Annotated in this window: 17 protein-coding genes and 1 pseudogene; 4 read left to right on the plus strand and 14 right to left on the minus strand. The window is 69.4% G+C overall.

The window, feature by feature from the left end; translation table 11 throughout:
- The first annotated feature begins 101 nt into the window (after positions 1-101).
- Both QZM15_RS24935 and QZM15_RS24940 read left to right on the plus strand, forming a co-directional pair.
- Positions 102-434: a cupredoxin domain-containing protein gene (locus QZM15_RS24935; RefSeq protein ID WP_302107452.1), complete on the plus strand. Its 333-nt coding sequence runs from the start codon at positions 102-104 to the stop codon at positions 432-434.
- Positions 435-446: 12 nt separating this feature from the next.
- Entirely contained in the window at positions 447-1,283 is an 837-nt protein-coding gene (locus QZM15_RS24940; protein WP_059576386.1) for an FTR1 family protein, read from the plus strand.
- A 115-nt stretch (positions 1,284-1,398) separates the two neighbouring features.
- Here the strand turns inward: QZM15_RS24940 and QZM15_RS24945 are convergent, their stop codons facing one another.
- From QZM15_RS24945 to QZM15_RS24980, 9 genes and pseudogenes are all read right to left on the minus strand, one after another.
- Positions 1,399-1,617: a hypothetical protein gene (locus QZM15_RS24945; RefSeq protein WP_006477594.1), complete on the minus strand. Its 219-nt coding sequence runs from the start codon at positions 1,615-1,617 to the stop codon at positions 1,399-1,401.
- Positions 1,617-2,069: a hypothetical protein gene (locus tag QZM15_RS24950; RefSeq protein ID WP_059576388.1), complete on the minus strand. Its 453-nt coding sequence runs from the start codon at positions 2,067-2,069 to the stop codon at positions 1,617-1,619. Before QZM15_RS24950 ends, QZM15_RS24945 begins: the two co-directional genes overlap by 1 nt.
- 69 nt (positions 2,070-2,138) lie before the next feature.
- A complete protein-coding gene (locus QZM15_RS24955; protein WP_059576393.1) occupies positions 2,139-2,459 on the minus strand; it encodes a DNA-binding transcriptional regulator in 321 nt (106 codons plus the stop codon).
- A pseudogene (locus tag QZM15_RS34020) lies at positions 2,455-2,698 on the minus strand (type II toxin-antitoxin system RelE/ParE family toxin); the annotation flags it as partial. The pseudogene QZM15_RS34020 and the gene QZM15_RS24955, both read right to left, overlap by 5 nt.
- 131 nt (positions 2,699-2,829) lie before the next feature.
- On the minus strand, positions 2,830-4,647 hold the full coding sequence (glmS, locus tag QZM15_RS24960; RefSeq protein WP_060317126.1) for a glutamine--fructose-6-phosphate transaminase (isomerizing): 1,818 nt from the start codon (positions 4,645-4,647) through the stop codon (positions 2,830-2,832).
- A 54-nt stretch (positions 4,648-4,701) separates the two neighbouring features.
- Entirely contained in the window at positions 4,702-6,063 is a 1,362-nt protein-coding gene (glmU, locus tag QZM15_RS24965) for a bifunctional UDP-N-acetylglucosamine diphosphorylase/glucosamine-1-phosphate N-acetyltransferase GlmU (RefSeq protein ID WP_302107453.1), read from the minus strand.
- Positions 6,064-6,198: 135 nt separating this feature from the next.
- Positions 6,199-7,194 carry a tRNA 2-thiocytidine(32) synthetase TtcA gene (gene ttcA / locus QZM15_RS24970; protein ID WP_059576403.1) on the minus strand — a complete coding sequence of 332 codons (996 nt, stop codon included), beginning with the start codon at positions 7,192-7,194 and terminating at the stop codon, positions 6,199-6,201.
- Positions 7,191-7,595, minus strand: coding sequence for a dihydroneopterin aldolase (locus tag QZM15_RS24975; RefSeq protein ID WP_059576406.1), 405 nt, complete (start codon positions 7,593-7,595; stop codon positions 7,191-7,193). Before QZM15_RS24975 ends, ttcA begins: the two co-directional genes overlap by 4 nt.
- A 75-nt stretch (positions 7,596-7,670) precedes the next feature.
- Positions 7,671-8,420 carry an SDR family oxidoreductase gene (locus QZM15_RS24980; RefSeq protein ID WP_302107454.1) on the minus strand — a complete coding sequence of 250 codons (750 nt, stop codon included), beginning with the start codon at positions 8,418-8,420 and terminating at the stop codon, positions 7,671-7,673.
- 13 nt (positions 8,421-8,433) lie between these two features.
- Between QZM15_RS24980 and QZM15_RS24985 the strand changes: the two genes are divergently transcribed.
- Positions 8,434-9,624, plus strand: a complete 1,191-nt coding sequence (locus QZM15_RS24985) for a class I SAM-dependent methyltransferase (RefSeq protein ID WP_302107455.1) — start codon at positions 8,434-8,436, stop codon at positions 9,622-9,624.
- A gap of 44 nt (positions 9,625-9,668) precedes the next feature.
- Complete coding sequence (locus QZM15_RS24990; RefSeq protein WP_011546377.1) at positions 9,669-9,863, plus strand: DUF2905 domain-containing protein; 195 nt, start codon at positions 9,669-9,671, stop codon at positions 9,861-9,863.
- A gap of 58 nt (positions 9,864-9,921) precedes the next feature.
- On the opposite strand, the gene QZM15_RS24995 is transcribed toward QZM15_RS24990, so the two are convergent.
- From QZM15_RS24995 to QZM15_RS25015, 5 genes are all read right to left on the minus strand, one after another.
- Positions 9,922-10,143, minus strand: a complete 222-nt coding sequence (locus QZM15_RS24995) for a hypothetical protein (RefSeq protein WP_059576415.1) — start codon at positions 10,141-10,143, stop codon at positions 9,922-9,924.
- 120 nt (positions 10,144-10,263) lie between these two features.
- Positions 10,264-11,172: a carbohydrate kinase gene (locus tag QZM15_RS25000; RefSeq protein ID WP_302107456.1), complete on the minus strand. Its 909-nt coding sequence runs from the start codon at positions 11,170-11,172 to the stop codon at positions 10,264-10,266.
- Positions 11,169-12,449, minus strand: coding sequence for an AGE family epimerase/isomerase (locus tag QZM15_RS25005; RefSeq protein WP_059576421.1), 1,281 nt, complete (start codon positions 12,447-12,449; stop codon positions 11,169-11,171). Before QZM15_RS25005 ends, QZM15_RS25000 begins: the two co-directional genes overlap by 4 nt.
- A complete protein-coding gene (locus tag QZM15_RS25010; protein ID WP_059576424.1) occupies positions 12,446-13,465 on the minus strand; it encodes a LacI family DNA-binding transcriptional regulator in 1,020 nt (339 codons plus the stop codon). Before QZM15_RS25010 ends, QZM15_RS25005 begins: the two co-directional genes overlap by 4 nt.
- A 376-nt stretch (positions 13,466-13,841) precedes the next feature.
- A complete protein-coding gene (locus QZM15_RS25015; protein WP_060010414.1) occupies positions 13,842-15,686 on the minus strand; it encodes a phosphodiesterase in 1,845 nt (614 codons plus the stop codon).
- Between the last annotated feature and the right edge of the window lie 126 nt (positions 15,687-15,812).

Here is a 15,812-nt window from a genome sequence, read left to right on the forward strand (position 1 = left end):
GACGGTGCACGATCTCCATGCCGCGAGTAAGGGTACTTCGGGGTGAAAATGCGAATCGATCTTAGTATCGATTCCCTTCCATATTTCAAACGATTACGCACATGACCCGTTTCGCTATCGGTTTCGCACTGGCCCTGCTGGGCGCGTCGGCCACGTCCGCCTTCGCTGCCGACGACGTCGTCAACCTCACGCTGACGGACCACAAGTTTTCGCCGGACGGCGTGACGATTCCTGCCGGCAAGAAGGTGAAATTCGTCGTGAAGAACCTCGACGCGACGCCCGCCGAATTCGAGAGCGACGACTTCAAGGCGGAGAAGGTCGTGCCGGCCGGCAAGTCGGTCGAGATCCTCGTCGGGCCGCTGAAGGCCGGGACCTACGAGTTCCACGACGAGTATCACGAAGCGCAGTCGAAGACGCATCTGACCGTCAAGTAAGCCGATACCGACATGCTGTCCACTGCCCTGATCGTCTTTCGTGAAGTGCTCGAGGCCGCGCTGGTGGTCTCGATCGTGATGGCCGCCACGAAGGGCGTGCCGCGGCGCGGCTGGTGGGTGGGCGGCGGGCTGGTCGGCGGCGTGGTCGGCGCCGGCCTGATCGCGGCGTTCGCCGACGTGATCTCGCAATGGGCGTCCGGCATGGGGCAGGAGGTCTTCAACGCGGGCGTGATGTTCGTCGCGACGCTGATGCTCGCGTGGCACTGCATCTGGATGAGCCGGCACGGCCGCGAAATGGCGCTGCACATGGGCGAGGTCGGCCGGGCGGTCGCGGCCGGCCGCCGGCCGCTGACCGGGCTCGCGATCGTGGTCGGCGTCGCGGTGCTGCGCGAGGGTTCCGAGGCCGTGCTGTTCCTGTACGGGATCGCGGCGGGAGACCCGGGGCAGACGCCGCAGATGATCGCGGGCGGGCTGCTCGGCGTGCTCGGCGGCGCGGGCCTCGGCTATGCGATGTATGCGGGCCTGCTGCAGATTCCGCTCAAGCGCCTGTTCTCCGTCACCAACGGGTTGATCGTGTTGCTGGCGGCGGGCATGGCAAGCCAGTGCGTCGGCTTCCTGCTGGCCGCGGGCCTCGTGCCGTCGTGGGGCGATGCGGTGTGGGACACGTCGTGGCTGCTCAAGGAATCGAGCATCGTCGGCAAGGCGCTGCATACGCTCGTCGGCTATACCGCGCGCCCGGCGGGTATCCAGATCGCCGTGTACGTCGCGACGCTGGTGGCGATCGTCGTGCTGGCACGGCTCGTCGGCCGGCCGCGGGAGACGGTGAGGCCGCCGCACGCCGCGGCGTGAGTCGAGGGGTTCGAATGAAAGAAGGGGCGTCGCGGACGCCCCTTCTTCATTTGCGGTGCGCGCCGCACCTGCGCGGCCTCATCGGTGACGGCCGTGGATGCGCGCTTGCGTTCGGTCAGCTGTGGTTGTCGATCCACGCGCGCGCCCATTCGAGCCCTGCATCGCGCGCGTCGTCTTCGGTGTCGAATACGCCGAGCACGCCCGACGCCTCGACCAGCCGGTTGTTCTGCGTGATCGTGCCGCTCGCGGCGAAGCGCTCGGGCTGCATGATCTCGTCCTGCTGCAGGATCGCGTGGCCCCAGATCTGGTAGCCGTGGTAGGTCTGCGCTTCCATTATCGAGTCACCTCCGCGGAGCGGCCGTGCGTGCCGACCTGCAGCACGTTGCCGTCCGGCGTGTATTGACGCGGGATGTCGGAGAACGTGAGCGCATGCGTCGCGTCCGGTGCGCCCGGCTGCATCACCGTGAGATGCCCCGGCGCGGGTTGCGCCACGGGGCGCGGGGCGGCCGGCGTGTCGGTCGCGGTGGCGGCCGGGCGGTGCGGGCCGGCTTTCACGGCCTGCGCGACGCGGCGCTTGTGCGGTTTCGCGGCGGCTTTCGGCGTGGCGCTCGCGTGCTTCTCCGCGCTCTTGCCGGTACGCGCGTCGGCGCCCGGGCGCGCAGCCGGCGTGCGAGCCGCGGGTTGCCGCGCCTCGGGCGGGTTCCAGACCTCGACATAGTGCTCGGCGGCCCAACTCGTCGACGCGAACGTCAGCGCCAGCAATCCGCATCCAAACAGTCTTACCATTGTCTCTCCGTCATATTCGTTGCGGCGCGCGTGCGGCCGGGCCGTGCATGGGCAGTCGGGGAAGCCGGCTCAGGAGAACACCTCGAGCCCGTGTTTTTCGACGATCTGGAGCATGCGCGCGGCGATGCCGCTCGGCCGCTTGTCGCCCTGTTCCCATTGGCGGATCGTCGATGTCGTCGTGTTCAGGTAGAGCGCGAACACGCTCTGGCTGACGTTGACCGACTTGCGGATGCGGGCGATCGCTTCCGGATCGAATTGCGGCGCGGCTTCGATGCAGAGATCGTCGTATTCCCGCATCGTCTTCTTGTCGAGCAGGTTGGCGCGATAAAGCCCCGACGCGGCGCTGTGGATCGCCTCCGTTGCGTCGCTCTTGAATCGACCCTTGGCCATTGCAAATCTCCACAAGCGCTTTCAGTGCGACCGGCGTCGCGATGTCGCTGTCGGTGTGTCGACCTACGTCCGCGGCGCGCTTTCCGAGGCGCCTCTTCCAGACGTTGCCGCCGGGATCGACGCCCCGGCCGCAGGCCAGTTCCCGCACCGCGCGGTAGAGCTCGCCATCGGCGATTCCGCTTTCCCGCTGCCTGGTGAAACCCCTTCGTCTTGAACACGCGCCGTACGGAAGCAGGCATGTCGAGCCGGTCGAGTCAGCACCGGATTATATACCACTACGTGGTACATATTTCGACCTGGCCGAATGGCCTGCCTTGCGCCCGCACGCGGTCGGGACGGCCCGGCGAGGGGGCCATCCCGTCGCGCGGCCTTACTCCACCGTCACCGATTTCGCGAGGTTGCGCGGCTTGTCGACGTCGGTGCCGCGCGCGCACGCGGTGTGATACGCGAGCAGTTGCAGCGGCACGACGTGCAGGATCGGCGACAACTGGCCATAGTGTTCCGGCATCCGGATCACGTGCAGGCCGTCGTCGTTGACGATCTGCGTGTCGGCATCCGCGAACACGTATAGCTCGCCGCCGCGCGCGCGCACTTCCTGCATGTTCGACTTCAGCTTCTCGAGCAGCGTGTCGTTCGGCGCGACCGTCACCACCGGCATCGCTTCGGTGACGAGCGCGAGCGGCCCGTGCTTCAGCTCGCCGGCCGGATAGGCTTCGGCGTGGATGTACGAGATTTCCTTCAGCTTCAGCGCGCCTTCGAGCGCGATCGGGTAGTGCAGCCCGCGGCCGAGGAACAGCGCGTTTTCCTTGCGCGCGAATTCCTCCGACCACGCGATGATCTGCGGCTCGAGCGCGAGCACGCTGTTCAGCGCGGCCGGCAGGTGGCGCAGCTCCTTCACGAATTGCGCTTCCTGCGCGGCGTCCACGTGCCCGCGCAGCTTGCCGAGCGTCGCGGCCAGCACGAACAGCGCGACGAGCTGCGTGGTGAACGCCTTCGTCGACGCGACGCCGATCTCGGTGCCCGCGTGCGTCAGGAACTGCATCTCGGTCAGGCGCACCATCGCGCTCGTCGCGACGTTGCACACCGCGAGCGTATGCGTATGGCCGAGCGACTGCGCATGCTTGAGCGCCGCGAGTGTATCGGCCGTCTCGCCCGATTGCGAGATCACGAGCACGAGCTGGCGCGGGTTCGGCACCGACTCGCGGTAGCGGTATTCGCTGGCGATCTCGACCTGGGTCGGGATCTTCGCGATCGATTCGAGCCAGTACTTCGCGGTGAGGCCCGAGTAGTAGCTCGTGCCGCACGCGAGGATCAGCAGGCTGTCGATTTCCGCGAACGCGGCGGGCGCGGCGTCGCCGAACAGCGTCGCGTCGAAGGCTTCCGTCTGCGGCACGGTGTCGCCGATCGCGCGCGGCTGCTCGAAGATTTCCTTCTGCATGAAGTGGCGATAGGGCCCAAGCTCGACCGCGCCGCCGTACGCGCTGACCACGCGGATCTCGCGCTGCACGGTGGCGCCGTGGCGATCGACGATCGTCACGCCGTCGAGCGACAGCTCGCACACGTCGCCTTCCTCGAGGAACGTGAAGCGGTCGGTGCTGCCCGCGAGCGCGAGCGCGTCGGACGCGAGGAAGTTCTCGCCGTCGCCGTGACCGACGACGAGCGGCGAACCCTGGCGCGCGCCGACGACGGTGTGCGGCTGGTCCTTGTGGATCACGGCGATCGCATACGCGCCGTGCAACTGGTGAACGGCTTCGCGCACCGCGTCGAACAGGTTGCCGCGGTACAGGCTGTGCACGAGGTGCGCGATCACTTCGGTGTCGGTCTGCGACACGAATTCGTAGCCCTTCGCGCGCAGCGTTTCGCGCAGCGTCTCGAAGTTCTCGATGATGCCGTTGTGCACGAGCGCGAGCGCGTTCGACGAGAAGATCGGGTGCGCGTTGTGCGTGACGGGCGCGCCGTGCGTGGCCCAGCGCGTGTGCGCGACGCCGGTCGAGCCTTCGAGGTGCGTCTCGCGCACCTGCGCATCGAGATCGGCGACGCGCGCGACGCTGCGCGCGCGCTTCGGTGCGTCGGGCTCGAGCACGGCGACGCCGCACGAGTCGTAGCCACGGTATTCGAGGCGCCGCAATCCTTCGATTAGCACCGGAACGATATTACGCTGCGCAACTGCGCCGACAATGCCGCACATGAATGGTCAGTCCTGTAAGTCGACGCGGGCGCCGCGCGGGCGCCCGCAAAAGGTTCAGCTCTTCTTCTTGACCGGGCGGACGTAGCCGCTCTTCGCGGTCTGCGTCTTCTCGTTCAACGCGAGGACGCCTTCGGCGACGTCCTTCCAGATCGTCGTGCCGGCGGCGATCGTCACGCCGCGGCCGACGCGCACGGGCGCGACGAGCTGCGTGTCGGAGCCGACGAACACGTCGTCCTCGATCACGGTGCGGAACTTGTTCGCGCCGTCGTAGTTGCAGGTGATCGTGCCCGCGCCGATGTTCACGCGCGCGCCGATGTCGGCGTCGCCGATGTACGTGAGATGGTTCGCCTTCGAGCCGTGGCCGATCACCGCGTTCTTCACCTCGACGAAGTTGCCGACGTGCGTTTCGTCCGCGAGCTGCGCGCCCGGGCGCAGCCGCGCGTACGGGCCGATCACGGTGTGCGCGCCGAGTTCGGCGCCGTCGATGTGCGTGAACGCGTCGATGCGCGTGCCCGTGCCGATCGATGCGTTGCGGATCACGCAGTTCGCGCCGATCGTCACGTTGTCGGCGAGCGTCACGTTGCCTTCGAACACGCAGTTCACGTCGATCGATACGTCGCGGCCGCAGCGCAGCGCGCCGCGCACGTCGAGGCGCGCCGGATCGGCGAGCGTGACGCCGTCGACGAGCAGCGCATCGGCGACGTTGCGCTGGTGAATGCGTTCGAGCTCCGCGAGCTGCGCCTTGCTGTTCACGCCGAGCGTTTCCCATTCGTCGTCGGGCTGCGACGTGACGACCTCGAAGCCGGCCTCGATCGCGAGTTCGACGACGTCGGTCAGGTAGTACTCGCCCTGCGCGTTTTCGTTCTTCAGCGCGCCGAGCCACATCGACAGCTGGGCGGTGGGCGTGACGATGATGCCGGTGTTGATCTCGGCGATCTTCAGCTCGTCCGGCGACGCATCCTTCTGCTCGACGATGCGCGTGACGAAGCCGGCCGCGTCGCGCACGATCCGGCCGTAGCCGGTCGGGTCGTCGAGCGTGACGGTCAGGATCCCGTAGCGGCCGTCGAGCGCGGCATCGACGAGACGGCGCAGCGTCGACGCGCGCGTGAGCGGCACGTCGCCGTACAGCACGAGCGTCGGTTGCGCGGGATCGAGCAGCGGCAGCGCCTGGCGCACCGCGTGGCCGGTGCCGAGCTGTTCGGCCTGCACCGCGAACTGGACGTCGGGCGCGGCGACAGCGGCCTGGACCTGCTCGGCGCCGTGGCCGACGACGACGACCAGCCGGGACGGCTGCAGCGTGCGTGCGGTGTCGATGACGTGGGAGAGGAGCGGCCTGCCAGCCAGGGGGTGAAGCACTTTCGGCAGCGCGGAGCGCATGCGCTTGCCGGTGCCTGCCGCCAAAATCACGATATTCATGGCGCCAGCTTGTCAGAGGAGTTTGAAGCCCTCTATTTTAGCATGCGGCCCCTGGCGCTCCGGGCCTGTCGCGGCGGGGCGACGGCGCCGGAAAGGGCTGCCGGCGCCCGGTTCCGGCGGGTGTTCCGCCCCTGCTTACAGGTCGTCGAACTGGACGATCGAGATCGGCCGGGCGGCGCCCGGCGCCGCCGACTCGTCACCCGACGCGCACGGTTCCTCGTCGAACGCGATGTCGCCTTGCGGGTCGGCCTCGCCCGTCGCGCGCAGCGACTGGAACGGATACAGCGTCGTGTCCATCAGGTGCGACGGCACGACCTTCGCGAGCGCGTTGAACATGTTGTCGACGCGGCCCGGGAAGCGCTTGTCCCAGTCGCGGATCAGCGCCTTCATTTCCGCGCGCTTCAGGTTCGGCTGGCTGCCGCACAGGTTGCACGGGATGATCGGGAATTCGCGCAATTCCGCGTATTTCTCGAGATCGGTTTCCTTCACGTACGCGAGCGGGCGGATCACGATGTTCCTGCCGTCGTCCGACTGCAGCTTCGGCGGCATCCCCTTCAGCTTGCCGCCGTAGAACATGTTCAGCAGCAGCGTCTGCACGATGTCGTCGCGGTGATGGCCGAGCGCGATCTTGGTCGCGCCGAGCTCGCCGGCCACGCGGTACAGGATCCCGCGGCGCAGCCGCGAGCACAGCGAGCAGGTCGTCTTGCCTTCCGGCACGAGCCGCTTGACGATGCTGTAGGTGTCCTGGTTCTCGATGTGGAACGGCACGCCGACCTGCGTCAGGTATTCGGGCAGCACGTGCTCGGGGAAGCCCGGCTGCTTCTGGTCGAGGTTCACCGCGACGATGTCGAAGTCGATCGGCGCGCGCTCGCGCAGGCGCAGCAGCACGTCGAGCATCGCGTAGCTGTCCTTGCCGCCCGACAGGCACACCATCACCTTGTCGCCGTTCTCGATCATGTTGTAGTCGCCGATCGCCTGGCCGACCTGGCGCACGATCCGCTTGAACAGCTTGTTGTTCTCGTACGCTTCCTTCTGCTCGCGGCGCGTGAGCGCGGGGCGGCCGGCCGACGCGGCGGCGTCGTCCAGCGTGGCGGCGTCGGCCGCCGTGTCGTTCATGTGGGGGGCGTTCATGCGCGCTCCTCGTCCTTGATGCGAAAGACTTCGACGCCGACGGCGTCGCAGTCCGGATAGGCGTCCGGTTTCTCGGTACGGACGCGTACCGCGCGCACGGTGTCGTGCGCCAGCAGGTGCGCGGCGATCGAATCGCACAGCGTTTCCTGCAGGTGGATGTGGCCGCGCGCCAGGCACTGCGCGACGCTTTGCTTCATCAGGTCGTAGTCGACGACTTCGTGCAGCCGGTCGTCGACGGGGGTGGACAGCGCGAGCGGCACGAACAGGTCGATGTTGATGACGACGCGCTGCTCGCCGCGCTTCTCGTGTTCGAAGGCCCCGATGTTGATGTGCACCTCGTAGTCGCGCAGGTAGAGCCTGCGGCAATCCGCGAGGCGGGGGTGCAGGAGAGCGGAAAACATGGTCGTCCCAGTCAAATTGGCGTGCGCTCACGCAAAGCGGCGCGGGCGGCGGCGCTTGGGCCGCGCCCGCGCGGTTCATTCATTCGGGCCGGCGGCGGGCGGCACCAGGTGCTCGCCGCCGTCGACGGTCAGCGTCGCGCCGGTGACGCCGGGCGCGCTCGCGAGATAGCAGGCGGCCGCCGCGATGTCGTCCGCGTGCGGCGCGTGGCCGCGCACGAGCGCCGCGACCCGCACCTTCGGCGCGAGCGCCAGCGCGAGCGCCGACGTCGCGCGGTTCAATGCGGCCTGCATCAGCGCATGCGACAGTTGCGCCGGTGCCGGGTGAAACAGGGCCTGATCCAGTACGTGGATCGCGCACGCACGCAGCGCTTCGTGCTCGCGCGCGGCGTCGGGCGTCGCGTCGGCGAGCGCGCGCGCCACAGCGAGCGGCGCCGTCACGTTGCGTGCGAGCGCAGCAGCGAGTGCGGCGGCGAGCGACGCGCCGTCCACGGTATGCGCGTCGTCGGCGCTGGCGCTGACGAACACCGCGCACGCGGGCCGGCCGAGCGCTTCGCCGCACGCGGCGACGAGGCCCGCGGCATCGGCTTCCAGGGCCAGATCGGCGTCGAGCACGGCCGCACGGCGGCCGAGCGCCGCCACTTCGGCGACGAGCGCGTCGGCGGCCGCGCGCGGCGCGCCGTGGCCGCGCTGCAGCGCGACGTCCCAGCCCCGGCGGGCGAAACCCGTCGCGAGCGCACGGCCGATCGACGCGGCGTCGGCCGCGCTGCCCAGGGCGCCCGTGACGAGCACCACGCGTGGGGTCGACGTATCGGCTGAAACGGTCATTTACAATGCCGGGATGAACCCGAAAGCTCACGAACCCGCTAGTTTACCTGCTCCCGGCCCTGACGCGCTCGCGCAGTCCGAAACCCTCGCCGCGCAACTGCGCGACGAGATCGCGACGGCCGGCGGCTGGCTGCCGTTCGACCGCTTCATGGAGCGCGCGCTGTATGCGCCGGGCCTCGGTTATTACAGCGGCGGCGCGCGCAAGTTCGGGCGTCGCGCCGACGACGGCAGCGACTTCGTCACCGCGCCCGAGCTGTCGCCGCTATTCGCGCAGACGCTCGCGAATCCGGTCGCCGAAGCACTGGCGGCGAGCGGCACGCGCCGCGTGATGGAGTTCGGCGCCGGCACGGGCAAGCTCGCGGCCGGGCTGCTCGCGGCGCTCGACGCGCCGGGCGTCGAACTCGACGAATACCTGATCGTCGACCTGTCCGGCGAACTGCGCGAGCGGCAGCGCGACATGATCGAAGCCGCGGTGCCGGCGCGGGCCGCGAAGGTGCGCTGGCTCGACGCGCTGCCTGAGCGGTTCGAGGGTGTCGTGGTCGGCAACGAGGTGCTCGACGCGATGCCGGTGCGCCTCTTCGCGAAGGCGGACGGCGCGTGGCGCGAGCGCGGCGTCGCGCTCGACGCGCGGCAGGCGTTCGTGTTCGACGACCGGCCGGTCGGCGCGGCCGCGTTGCCGGCGGTGCTCACGGGGCTGGACGTCGGCGACGGCTACGTGACCGAAACGCACGAGGCCGCGCTGGCGTTCACGCGCACCGTCTGCACGATGCTCGCGCGCGGCGCGGTGCTGCTGGTCGACTACGGTTTCCCCGCGCACGAGTACTACCACCCGCAGCGCGACCGCGGCACGCTGATGTGCCACTACCGCCACCACGCGCACGACGACCCGTTCGTGTACCCGGGCCTGCAGGACATCACCGCGCACGTCGAATTCACCGGCATCTACGACGCGGGCGTCGCGACCGGCGCCGATCTGCTCGGCTACACGTCGCAGGCGCGCTTCCTGTTGAACGCGGGCATCACCGACGCGCTGGCCGCGATCGATCCGTCCGACATCCACGCGTTCCTGCCGGCCGCGAACGCGGTGCAGAAGCTGATCTCGGAGGCCGAGATGGGCGAGCTGTTCAAGGTGATCGCGTTTTCGCGCGGGATCGACGGCACGCTCGACGCGTTCGCGCGCGGCGACCGTTCGCACGCGCTCTGACGGGCGCGACACATGTACGTTCCCTATGTAAACGGGCCTCAGGCATGCTGCGCTGGCTATTGACGACGTTCATCGCGGTGATGATCCTCACGCGCTGCTGGCCGTGGCTCGGCAAGCTCGGCATCGGGCGGATGCCGGGCGACGTCACGCTGACGCTCGGCGGGCGGCGCTACCCGTTCCCGTTCATGTCGACGCTGGTGCTGACGATGCTGGTATCGATGGTGGCGCGGCTGCTCTGAATCGAGCGGGACGGCGCGTCGCGGTCGCGCCGCGGCGCGCGCGTGAGGGTGCTGCGCGTCACAGCTCGATCTCGCCGAGGATCCGGTGCGCGAGCGCCTTGGCTTCCTCGAACGCTTCTTCCTCGCTCGAACTCGTCGTGTGGACGTCGTAGCGCATGTTTTCCGTCTCGTCGCCGTCGTCCCGCGCCAGGATCACGTAGCCCTGAAACTCGCCGTTGTCCGAGCGGTGCGTATGCGCCTTGGCCGTGTAGATGCCTTTGGTGAACGTGTTCGTGTCCATCGTGCCTCTCCCGCAATAGGACGCTTCATCGTAGCACTGCGGCGCAGCATGGTGAATGCGGTTTATCGGTGACCGATCGGCGGCCGGCCACCGTCCCTTCTTCGCCTCTTCAGCGTGCCTTCACCCTTCAAGCAGCGCGACGACCTCGTCGAGCGTCGGGGCGTGCGCGCCCGTATGCCGGCACGCGGCGGCGCCGGCCGCCACCGCGAACGCGAGATGCTCGCGCCAGCCGCGCCGCGGCGCGGCCATCAGGCTGAACAGCAGGCCGCCGATCGACGCGTCGCCCGCGCCGACGGTGTCGGCCACCTCGACGCGCGGCGGGCTGGCTTCGTGCACGTCGCCGTCCGCATGGAGCGTGGCCGTCTGCGCGCCGCGCGTGACGAGCACGGCCGCCCGCGGGTTCAGCGCGCGCACCGCCGCGATCGCGTCGGGGCCATCGCCGCCGAACAGGTGCCGCAGGTCTTCGTCGGACACCTTGATCAGGTCGGCGAGGGCGGCCATCTTCTCCAGCGTCGGCCGGTACGCGGCCGTCATCAGGTTCCGCACGTTCGGGTCGAAGCTGATCTTCACGCCGCGCGCATGCAGGTCGGCCGCGAGCGCGGCCAGCGTGCTCGCGAGCGGTTCGCGCACGAGGCTGATGCAGCCGAAATGCGCCCATTTCACGTGATCGGTCCAGCCGGCCGGCAGCCGTGCCGGATCGAACGCGAGATCGGCGCTCGCTTCGCCGATGAAGAAGTACGCGGGCGGGCGCGTTTCGTGGACGATCGCGAGCAGCGGCGGCCGCGCGACGCGCTGCAGGAAGCGCAGGTCGAGGCCGGCCGCTTCGCTCGCGCGCCACAGCACGTCGGAGAAGTAGTCTTCGCCGATCGCGCCCGCAAGCGCGCTCGGCACGCCGAGCCGCGCGACCGCGCGCGCGACGTTCCAGCCGGCGCCGCCCGGCACCGACGTCCACTGCGCGTCGCCCGCGCGCACCATGTCGGTCAGGATGTCGCCCGCCGACACGAAAGCCGGAAACGTGCCGCCGCTCATTGCGTCGGCTCGCTGCGTTGCGCGCGCGCGAGGGTCGCGAGCACGTCGTAGCAGGCGCCCATCGTGTGATAGTCGGTCTTGCCGGCCGGGCTCTTCTCGTCGCTGTACTTGCGGTTGTCGCAGGTGAGGATCCGGTACCACGCGCCGTAGCGGTGATCGACGAAGTGCGCCCAGCTGTAGCGCCAGATCTCGTCGTACCAGTCCCAGAAACGCTCGCTGCCGGTGCGCGCGCCGAGCATCGCGGCCGCCGCGAAGGTCTCCGCCTGCACCCAGAAATACTTGTTGTGGTCGCAGATCGTGAAGTCCGGGCCGAAGCCGTAGCAGAGGCCGCCGTGATCGGCGTCCCATGCGTGCGTGAGCGCCGCGTCGAACAGCTCGGTCGCGCGCGGCACGAGCCAGTCGAGCGGGCGGTGCCGCTCGAGGATCAGCAGCAGCTTCGCCCATTCGGTCTGGTGCCCGGGCTGGAAGCCCCACGGGCGGAAGATGTTCGAGCTGTCTTCCTTGTTGTAGTCCCAGTCGACCGACCAGTCCGCATGGTAGTGCTCCCACACGAGCCCGCCCGACAGCGCGGCCTGGCGCTGCGTGATGTGGGTGGCGAGCTTTTCCGCGCGATCGAGGTACGTGAGGTGGCCGGTCGCCTCGTAGGCGGCGAGCAGCGCTTCCGTCATGTGCATGTTCGCGTTCTGGCCGCGATACGTCGATACGTTCCAGTTCGGCGTCGCGTCGTCCGCATAGAGGCCCGCGGCCGCATCCCAGAAGCGGTGCTCGGCGAGCTCGTAGGTGGCCGCGATCAGCGGGCGCGCTTCGTCGATGCCGGCCATCGTCGCGTGGGCGGCCGCGAGCAGCACGAACGCGAGGCCGTAGCAGTGGCGCGTGCCGTCGAGCGTCGCGCGCTTCGCGCCGTCGCGCCAGTCGAGCTCCCAGTCGTAGCCCTGCAGCGCGTCGTCCCAGTGCGCGTCGCGCAGGAAGCGCAGCCCGTGGCGCGCGTATTCCAGGTGGCGCGGATCGCCGAAATGCCGGTACGCCATCGCGTAGTTGAAGACGAACCGGCAACTGCTGACGAGATGGCGCGACGTGCGGTTGTAGATGCTGCCGTCGTCGCGGAAGTAGTGGTAGAAGCCGCCCGTCGGGTCGAATGCGTTGGCCGCGTAGAAGCGCAGCGTGTCTTCGACGTGCGACAGCAGGAACGACGGATCGCGGAAGCTCGCGACGAACGGTGCGGCTGGCGCGTGGCCGGCCGGCGCGGCGGCGCGGGGTTGGACCGGAGGCATGTTCATGATTCTTGGACCGTGGCGGTATCGAGTGCCGGGGAGCCGGCGGGCTGGCTGCTGGCCCGCACGATCAGCTCGACGGGCAGGGAAATCTCGGTGCGCTCGGGCGCTTCGGCGAGCAGCAGCTCGACGCCGCGGCGGCCCAGCGCTTCCTTGTCGACCGCGAGCGTCGTGAGCGGCGGGCTCGCGTGCGCGGCGGCCGGGATGTCGTCGAAGCCGACGATCGCGATGTCGTCCGGAATCCGCAGCCCGCGCGCGATGCACACGCGCTGCGCGGCCAGCGCGGCCGCGTCGTTGTACGCGAACACGGCTTCGGGCCGCGGGCCCGGCGCGTCGAGCAGTTGCTCCATCGCACGCGCGGCGCCCGTGTCGGGGTCGAGCCCGGCGTCGATCGTCACTTCGTACGCGGGATCGAACAGCCGCCCGGCTTCGAAGAACGCGCGCCGATAGCCGATCGCGCGCTGCGCGATGCTGTAGTGCGCGGCCGAGCCGCCGATGAAGGCGATCCGCGAGCGGCCGGTGGCGAGCAGGTGGCGCATCGCGAGTGCCGCGCCGGTCGCGTTGTCGATGTTGACCGAGCGCAGCCCGGGCGCCCACAGGTCGATCAGCACGAGCGGCCGGCCGGTGGCGGCGAGCGCCTCGATCGTCTCGGGCTCGATGAAGCCGGCGACCGCGATCGCGTCGGGCGCGTGCGGGCGCATCTGGCGCAGCACGTCGTCGTTCGGGCCGACCGTGAGCAGCGTCGGCACGATGCCGCGCTCGCGGCACGCGTCCTCGACGCCGTGCAGCACGTGCGAGAAGAACGGGCTCGCGGGAAAGCGGTTGTGCTGCCGATGCAGCAGGAAGGTGAGCCGGCGGATGCGCGGCCGCAGCTGGGCGGGATCGTAGCCGAGCTGCTGCGCGATCCCGACGATGCGCGCGCGCGTGGCTTCGGACAGGCCGGGCTGGTTTTTCAGCGCGCGGGAGACGGTGCCGATCGAAACCTCAGCCGCCCGCGCCACATCGCGAATGGTCGTACCCATCGTTCGGGGTCCGGTTTGTTTAGGGTGGAGGCGATTGTATAGTAAAACGTATCGCGGAATTCGGGCCGGATAACCGGGGAATACCCGCAAATAGCGGATTTTTAAGCGCTAATCTGCGAAAACGCCGTTACTAAAAATACTAAACAAAACGCGAAAAAGGCAAGGTGGGCGTGCGGGTGTCCGGCGGTGCCGACGCAGCGCCGCAAAATGGGCAGTCGGACCGCGCGCCCGTGCGAGCGTGGGGGCGCCGTGGCCGTGGCCGTGACCGATGACGATGAGAGGCCGTTGCGCGACAGCCGAACGTTGCAGCGGCCGGGCATCGCCCCCGTCGCACGGTGCACCGGTTTTCCGTGCGTCGCGGGCGACCGTCCGTCGTTCAGCCAGCCGCCACCGCCACGGCCGGCGGTTCGCCGCGATGCCGCAGCGCGGCGCGGCCGGCATCGAGATCGACGACCGCGAGCCCGTCCGGCTGCTGCTTGGCCCGCCGCTTCGCGAGCGCGGCGACCGACGCGATCTCGTCGCTGCCGTAGCGTTTCGCGCCGTGCGCGCCGGCCGGCACGCCCACCGCGCCGATCGCCATCGTCACGAAGCCGAAGAACGCCGGGTTGCCGTGGCGGTCCTCGCCATGCAGCCCGCCCGCCTGCCGGTCGGCCTGCGTGTAGAAAAGCCGCGCGCCGTCGTTGAAGCGCGCGATCGCGTCGGCGGCGCGCTCGCGCCAGTCGTCGCGCTGGAACAGCACCAGGAAATCGTCGCCGCCGACATGGCCGAGAAAGTCGCGCTGCGGGTCGCATACGCCGGCCAGCACGGTCGCGGCGAACTTCAGCACTTCGTCGCCTTGCCAGTAGCCGTACTGGTCGTTGAACGGCTTGAACTGGTTCAGGTCGACGTAGCACGCATGAAAGCCGGCGTCGCGCTGGAGCAGGCGGTCGATGTGCGCGCTGATCGGAATGTTGCCGGGCAGGAAGGTCAGCGGATTCGCGTAGCGCGCGGCCTCGATGCGCATTTCGGTCACCGTGCGCACCAGGCTCTCGCCGGTGCCGAGCCCGACATAGCGGCCGTGTTCGGTGATCACGAAGCCGTCCGCGAGATAGCGCTGGTCGTGGCTCGCGAGCAGCAGCGCGAGTTGCTCGAAGGTCGTCGCGTTGTCGATCATCAGCGGCGCATCGTTCGCGAACTGCAGGCACGGCTTCTTCCCGAACACCTCGCGGTGATACGGCAGCGCGAAACGGTCGATGAAGCCGCGACGATTGACGAGCGCGACGGGCCGCCCGCGCTCGACGAGCGCGACCGCGTGCAGGTCGGGCATCCGGTTGAACAGGTCGAGCACGTCGTTGCTGGTCGCGTCGCGCGGCAGCGCCGGGGCGGGCACGAGCATCTTCCCGGCGATCGTGCCGGCCGGCCGCACCGCGCGCGTCATGCCGGGAAACACCGCGATGTGCGGCGCGCGGATCGCGTCGCGCGCGGCCGGCGCGACCACCCGCGACGGCTGCGCGTTCGGCCGGCCGAGCAGGAAGCCCTGCACGCAGCAGATGCCCATGTCGCGCACGACGATCAGGTCGCATTCGTTCTCGATGCCTTCCGCGATCAGCTTCGCGCCGCTCGCCTGCGCGAAGTGCTGCATCGCCTTCACGGCCTCGAACTTGAGCGGGTCGCGCGCGATGTCGTGGATGAAGAAGCGGTCGATCTTCACGAGGTCCGGGTGCAGGCGCAGCCACAGGTTCATGCTCGCGTTCGCGGTGCCGTAGTCGTCGAGCGCGAACTGGATGCCGGCGTCGCGCAGCGACGCGACCGCCGGCCCGATGTCCGCGAGATCGGGAATCGCGTTCTGCTCGGTGAGCTCGATCACGATGCGTTCGGCGCCGATGTGCGCGCGGCCGAGGAACTGGCATGCGCGCTCGCGTTCGCTGGCGAGCGTGAGGATGGTGCCCGCGCTGAAATTGAGGAACAGCTTGCCATCGCAGCCGAGCGCCGCGAACGCGTCGAGGCAGGCGAGCGCGGCCGCCCGTTCGAGCGCGATGGTTTCGCCTTCGCGCGCGGCCTGCGCGAACAGCGCGGCGGGCGGCTCGAGGTCGGTGCCGCGCGGGCCGCGGATCAGTCCTTCGTAACCGACGACCGTCCCCGACCCGAGGTCGACGATCGGCTGGAAGACGGCGGCGAGCGCGCGATCCGCGATCAGGCGCGAGGTGCGGGTGGCGGCGGAACCGGAGTGGGGCGCGGGCATGGGCGAGGGCAGCCGAATCGACGGGACGTCCGGCTTAACGGCATCGCGCGCGGAGAATTGAATGAAGATTTCGTGACATGACCGGCGTTGCCGGTGCATCGCGCCGGATACGCGTCGGCGCGTGGC

It is taken from the genome of Burkholderia sp. AU44665 (assembly GCF_030504405.1).
GTDB classification, from domain to species: Bacteria; Pseudomonadota; Gammaproteobacteria; order Burkholderiales; family Burkholderiaceae; genus Burkholderia; species Burkholderia semiarida.

What these genes read in the sequence shown, in the direction of transcription:
- QZM15_RS25000 (WP_302107456.1), bottom strand. Translation starts at nt 11,172, where the DNA reads ATGAGCGGCGGCACGTTTCCGGCTTTCGTGTCGGCGGGCGACATCCTG.
- QZM15_RS25015 (WP_060010414.1), bottom strand. Translation starts at nt 15,686, where the DNA reads ATGCCCGCGCCCCACTCCGGTTCCGCCGCCACCCGCACCTCGCGCCTG.
- QZM15_RS24955 (WP_059576393.1), bottom strand. Translation starts at nt 2,459, where the DNA reads ATGGCCAAGGGTCGATTCAAGAGCGACGCAACGGAGGCGATCCACAGC.
- QZM15_RS25010 (WP_059576424.1), bottom strand. Translation starts at nt 13,465, where the DNA reads ATGGGTACGACCATTCGCGATGTGGCGCGGGCGGCTGAGGTTTCGATC.
- QZM15_RS24980 (WP_302107454.1), bottom strand. Translation starts at nt 8,420, where the DNA reads ATGACCGTTTCAGCCGATACGTCGACCCCACGCGTGGTGCTCGTCACG.
- QZM15_RS25005 (WP_059576421.1), bottom strand. Translation starts at nt 12,449, where the DNA reads ATGAACATGCCTCCGGTCCAACCCCGCGCCGCCGCGCCGGCCGGCCAC.
- QZM15_RS24945 (WP_006477594.1), bottom strand. Translation starts at nt 1,617, where the DNA reads ATGGAAGCGCAGACCTACCACGGCTACCAGATCTGGGGCCACGCGATC.
- QZM15_RS24975 (WP_059576406.1), bottom strand. Translation starts at nt 7,595, where the DNA reads ATGTTTTCCGCTCTCCTGCACCCCCGCCTCGCGGATTGCCGCAGGCTC.
- QZM15_RS24990 (WP_011546377.1), top strand. Translation starts at nt 9,669, where the DNA reads ATGCTGCGCTGGCTATTGACGACGTTCATCGCGGTGATGATCCTCACG.
- QZM15_RS24995 (WP_059576415.1), bottom strand. Translation starts at nt 10,143, where the DNA reads ATGGACACGAACACGTTCACCAAAGGCATCTACACGGCCAAGGCGCAT.
- QZM15_RS24935 (WP_302107452.1), top strand. Translation starts at nt 102, where the DNA reads ATGACCCGTTTCGCTATCGGTTTCGCACTGGCCCTGCTGGGCGCGTCG.
- QZM15_RS24985 (WP_302107455.1), top strand. Translation starts at nt 8,434, where the DNA reads ATGAACCCGAAAGCTCACGAACCCGCTAGTTTACCTGCTCCCGGCCCT.
- QZM15_RS24950 (WP_059576388.1), bottom strand. Translation starts at nt 2,069, where the DNA reads ATGGTAAGACTGTTTGGATGCGGATTGCTGGCGCTGACGTTCGCGTCG.
- QZM15_RS24940 (WP_059576386.1), top strand. Translation starts at nt 447, where the DNA reads ATGCTGTCCACTGCCCTGATCGTCTTTCGTGAAGTGCTCGAGGCCGCG.
- glmS (WP_060317126.1), bottom strand. Translation starts at nt 4,647, where the DNA reads ATGTGCGGCATTGTCGGCGCAGTTGCGCAGCGTAATATCGTTCCGGTG.
- glmU (WP_302107453.1), bottom strand. Translation starts at nt 6,063, where the DNA reads ATGAATATCGTGATTTTGGCGGCAGGCACCGGCAAGCGCATGCGCTCC.
- ttcA (WP_059576403.1), bottom strand. Translation starts at nt 7,194, where the DNA reads ATGAACGCCCCCCACATGAACGACACGGCGGCCGACGCCGCCACGCTG.